6 protein-coding genes are annotated in these 4,861 nt (G+C 65.3%); all 6 read left to right on the top strand.

What is annotated here, in order from left to right:
• The first annotated feature begins 225 nt into the window (after positions 1–225).
• The 6 genes from AC1DWI_RS13895 (at position 226) to AC1DWI_RS13870 (ending at position 4,802) form a co-directional block, all read left to right on the top strand.
• Positions 226–366 carry a hypothetical protein gene (locus AC1DWI_RS13895; protein ID WP_477670911.1) on the top strand — a complete coding sequence of 47 codons (141 nt, stop codon included), beginning with the start codon at positions 226–228 and terminating at the stop codon, positions 364–366.
• Positions 367–412: 46 nt separating this feature from the next.
• The gene (locus AC1DWI_RS13890; protein WP_477725039.1) at positions 413–1,255 is read left to right on the top strand and encodes a YhjD/YihY/BrkB family envelope integrity protein; all 843 of its coding nucleotides are present in this window, start codon (positions 413–415) and stop codon (positions 1,253–1,255) included.
• 10 nt (positions 1,256–1,265) lie between these two features.
• Positions 1,266–2,486, top strand: a complete 1,221-nt coding sequence (locus AC1DWI_RS13885) for a helix-turn-helix domain-containing protein (RefSeq protein WP_477670909.1) — start codon at positions 1,266–1,268, stop codon at positions 2,484–2,486.
• A gap of 44 nt (positions 2,487–2,530) precedes the next feature.
• Entirely contained in the window at positions 2,531–3,208 is a 678-nt protein-coding gene (locus tag AC1DWI_RS13880; RefSeq protein ID WP_477670908.1) for a Vgb family protein, read from the top strand.
• A 148-nt stretch (positions 3,209–3,356) separates the two neighbouring features.
• Positions 3,357–3,968 (top strand): glutathione transferase GstA, encoded by a 612-nt coding sequence (gene gstA / locus AC1DWI_RS13875; protein WP_477670907.1) that lies wholly within the window; start codon positions 3,357–3,359, stop codon positions 3,966–3,968.
• Between the two features lie 45 nt (positions 3,969–4,013).
• Entirely contained in the window at positions 4,014–4,802 is a 789-nt protein-coding gene (locus AC1DWI_RS13870) for a DUF899 domain-containing protein (RefSeq protein ID WP_477670906.1), read from the top strand.
• Positions 4,803–4,861 lie beyond the last annotated feature (59 nt).

Here is a 4,861-nt window from a genome sequence, read left to right as displayed (position 1 = left end):
GCGTGTGTTCCAGCAGGGGCACTGGCGCTTCGGCGACGACAACCTCGATCTGCAGACGATTCACCATCTGGGAGGCGGAAATTTCGTCAGKCCGGCGGGAATGTTTCATGCCGGTGATGTGACGACAAAAATGCCCTGAGGTCATCGTCAATCAGGAGTTGGTTTCGCCCCACAACCTTCCCCGCACATCATCAAGGGCCAGGCGAAGGCTTTACCATTGCGGGCATGAAAACAACCTACATCCTCGGCGCCATCCTGGCTTGCAGCGTTATCGGCGCATTGGTCGGCGCCCGCTCGGTCAAGACTGGACTTCTGGTGACATCAGGGCTGCTGTCCCTTTATGGCCTGTTCCGCCTGTTGGGTTGAACGTACCGGCATTTCCTGACCGGCGCGACACGAGCCTCCCAATTCCATGGCAACCAGCCGAAACCAGGGCAACCTGATCACCCGCCTCCTGCAGCGTGGCAGGGAAGAGCGCATCGCCCAGGCGGCGGGCGGTCTCACTTTCACGATGGTGATGTCCATGGTGCCGATGCTGGCGGTGAGCTTCGCACTGTTCGCGCGCACGCCAGCGCTGCATGCCACCGGTGACGCGATTCGCGAGCACCTGCTGCGCGGCCTGTTGCCGGAGGGCATCGCCAAGACGGTGCTCAAACACCTGGCGCAGTTCGCGGGCAATGCCAATGGCCTCACGCTGGTGGGTTTTGCGCTGCTGCTGGTGTCGGCCCTGACGCTGCTGCTGAGCATGGAAAACACGCTGAACCGCATATGGCAGGTGAAGAAGCCACGCCCCGTGCTGCGCCGGCTGGCTTTGTACRCAGGCATGCTGCTCACGGGGCCGGTGCTCATCGGCGCCAGCCTGTGGGCCGCGTCTTATCTGGTGGCGGCTTCCAGCGGGCTGATGGGCGCGCGGCCTGCCTGGGTGCCGCATGCCATTAACCTGGGGCCCGCCATTCTGAGCGCCATCGGCTTCACCTGCCTGTTCCGCTTTGTACCGAACACCGTTGTACGGTGGAGTCATGCGATCGCGGGCGGCCTGCTGGCCGGTATTGCCTTTGAGCTGGGCAAGTACGGCTTCGCGATTTACCTGGCCAACGTGCCCACCTACCGCACGATCTACGGCGCCTTCGCGCCGCTGCTGGCTTTTCTGGTGTGGGTGTATTACTCGTGGCTGGTCACGCTGGCCGCGGCGCTGGTCAGCGCCAGCCTGCCGCGTGCCGGGGGGCAACCGGCGCGGCGGCTGTCACGGGCATAACCATGTCAGCATGGATTCACTGATTGCCGCCTCCGCCCGCGCACTGGCCGCCGGCGATGCGCTCGGTGCCCTCAAGCGCGTTGCCCTGCGCGACGACCCGCCGGCTCTGGCTTTGCGCGGCATCGCCATGGCCCAGCTTGGCGAGCACCCGCGCGCCCGCGAGCTCCTGAAACGCGCCGCACGCGGCTTTGGCGTGCATGAAGAATTGGCGCGCGCACGCTGCGTTGTGGCAGAAGCCGAGGTAGCGATGGCCATGCGCGACTTTGGCGGCTCACCACGCGCACTGGCAGCGGCAGCGGCCACGCTGGAGGCGCACGCCGACACAGCCAATACGCTGCAGGCGTGGCTCATCACCGCACGACGGCTGTTGCTGCTGGGTCGGCTTGATGAGGCCTCTGTGGCGCTGACGAAGCTGGATGCGCGCGGCTTGCCGCCTTCGCTGCGGGCCGTGGCTGAACTGACTGCTGCCGAACTAGCGCTGCGCTCGCTGCGCGTCGGCGACGCGCGGATGGCGCTGGCGCGTGCGCATGCAGCGGCCGAACGTGCGCAGGTGCCGGCGCTCATGGCCGAAGTCACCGAAGCGCGCGCTGCGCTTGACCGGCCCGCCGCCCGGCGCCTCACCGCCGGCGGCGAGCAGGCGCTGCGCCTCGATGAGGTTGCGGCACTCCTGGCTTCGGACGCGCTGGTGGTCGACGCCTGCCGCCGTGGGCTGGGGGCCGGAGACCAGTGGCGGCCGCTGGCGCGGCGGCCGGTGTTGTTCTCGCTGGCACGTTCACTCGCCGAAGCATGGCCTGGTGATGTGAGCCGCGAAGCGCTGATCGAATCCGCCTTTCGCACCAGGCGCCCTGACGAGACGCACAGGGCGCGCCTGAGGGTCGAAATCGGCCGCCTGCGAGCGTTGGTCAAAACACTCGCAAGCATCGAAGCCACCGAGCGGGGCTTCATCCTGAAGCCGCGTGGTGAACGCGATGTGGCTGTGCTGGCACCGCCCATTGATGGCGAGCAGGCCTCGCTGGTGGCGCTGCTGTCTGACGGCGCGGCTTGGTCCACTTCGGCACTGGCGCTGGCCGTCGGGGCAAGCCAGCGCACCGTGCAGCGGGCGCTGGCCGATCTGGAAGCCGGTGGGCGGGTGCGCTCCATGGGCCGGGCACGGGCTCAGCGCTGGCTGGCGCCGCCGCTGGCCGGATTCACGACGATCTTGTTACTCCCTGCTTCGCTGCCGATTGGATAGAGTTGTCTCCATGGCGCCGATGGACGGTGCATTAAGGAGCAACGATGAGCAGCAAGACCCTCACGGCAAAACCCGAACCCAAGGCGCGTCCCGCCGAGATCGTGCGCGAATACAGCTTCCCCGGCGTCAACGACGTCGCCGGTGTCACGCATGATGGCCAGCGCGTCTGGGCCGCCACCGGCGCAAAAATCGTTGCTTTCGACCCCGCCAGTGGCGAGCAAACGCGCACGCTGGAATGCGCCGGTGACGCCGGTACCGCCTTCGACGGCAAACACCTCTACCAGATCGCCGAGACGCGTATCGACAAGATCGACCCGGCCACGGGCAAAGTGGTGGCCACCATCCCGGCGCCCGGCAGTGGCAGCGACTCGGGCCTGACCTGGGCCGAAGGCAGCCTGTGGGTGGGCCAGTACCGCGACCGCAAGATCCACCAGGTTGACCCGAAGACTGGCGCCATCCAGCGCACGATTGAATCGAACCGCTTCGTCACTGGCGTGACGTGGGTGGACGGCGAACTCTGGCACGGCACCTGGGAGGGCGATGACAGCGAGATCCGCCGCATCGACCCGAAGAGCGGCGCCGTGCTCGAGCGGCTGGAAATGCCGAAAGGCACCGGCGTCAGCGGACTGGAGTCCGACGGCGCAGACCTCTTCTATGCGGGCGGCGGCAAGAGCGGAAAAGTCCGAGCCGTTCGGCGGCCCAAAGCAGCAAAAGCCGCATAGAACCCAGCGCAGGCCCCCCTGCGCTGACAACCCCATTCGGTCACAAAGACCGATAACGAGCGCACCTGTTACCAGCACGGGTCGGGCAGCGCATTGACCCACGCAACGCAAACCCAAGCAAACGGCTCACCGAGCCAAGGAGAAAACCATGAAGCTTTACTACAGCCCGTCCGCCTGTTCTTTGTCGCCGCACATCGTGGCCAATGAGTTAGGCCTCGCCATCGAACTCGTGAAGGTCGACGTGGTCGCCAAGCGCACCGAGCACGGCGAAGACTTTCTCGCCATCAACCCCAAAGGCCTGGTGCCCGTGCTCCAGCTGGACGACGGCACCGTACTGACGGAAGGCCCCGCCGTTGTGCAGTACCTTGCCGACCTCAAGCCTGAGGCGCAGCTGGCACCCGCCAGCGGCAGCATGGCGCGCTATCGCCTGCAGGAGATGCTGGGGTACATCAATTCAGAACTGCACCAAGGCTACATGCCGCTGTTCAACCCAGCCTGCAGCGATGAGGTTCGCAGCGCGCGCATGGCCCACCTGCACAAACACTATCGCCTGCTGGAAGCCACGCTGGGCCGCACACCGTTCCTGTTGGGCGACCGTTTCACGGTGACCGATGCCTATTTGTTTGTGGTCACGCGCTGGGCGGAGTTCGTCAAGCTGGACCTGTCGGCCTTTCCCAGGCTGCTGGCGTTCCAGGCGCGAATCGCTGCCCGGCCTGCCGTGCAGGCCGCCATGCACCGCGAACAACCGGCAAGCGCCTGAGCGCGGACTACCCATCCACCCACCCGTTTAACCCAGGAGAACACCATGAATACCACCATGACCGAAACATCCGCCATGAAGCACTCCGTTGTGTCCAGAGACAAATGGCTGGCCGAGCGCAAGACGCTGCTGGCCCAGGAGAAAGAACTGACACGCCTGCGCGACCGGATAGCCGGCGAGCGCCGTGCGCTTCCCTGGGTCCGTATCGAGAAAAACTACATCTTCGACACGCCCGAAGGCAAACGCTCGCTTGCCGACCTGTTCGAAGGGCGCCGCCAGCTGATGGTGCAGCACTTCATGTTCGGCCCGGGCTGGGAGCAGGGCTGCCCGAGCTGCTCTTACATGGCAGACCACACCGCCGGCATGCAGATCCACCTGGAGAACCGCGACGTGAGTTTTGTGGCCGTCTCGCGCGCCACGCTGCCCGAGATCGAGCGTTTTCGCCGCCGCATGGGCTGGAACTTCAAGTGGGTTTCTTCGAACAGCAGCGACTTCAACTACGACTTTCACGTGAGCTTCAAGCCCGAGGAAAGGGTCAACGGCACCGTCAACTACAACTACGGCATGACCGAATTCCCGGCCGAGGAAGCGCCCGGCATCAGCCTGTTCTACAAGGATGACGCAGGCCAGGTTTTCCACACCTACTCGACCTACGGGCGCGGTGTGGAGGTAATGATGGGCACCTACAACATGCTGGACCTCACGCCCAAGGGCCGGGACGAGCATGACGGGTTTTACAAGATGGACTGGGTGCGCCACCACGACCGCTACGAAACTGCGTCCGCATTCACGCCCGCGCCCGAAGCCGATTCGTGCTGCAGCACCAAGGCCTGAGCAGTCCGCGACCGGCGCGCACATCATGTCAAGCTTTTGGCCGTGGCTTGTGGTGGCAG

It is taken from the genome of Polaromonas sp. P3_C2 (assembly GCF_056402675.1).
This window is presented reverse-complemented; position numbering and strand designations above follow the sequence as displayed.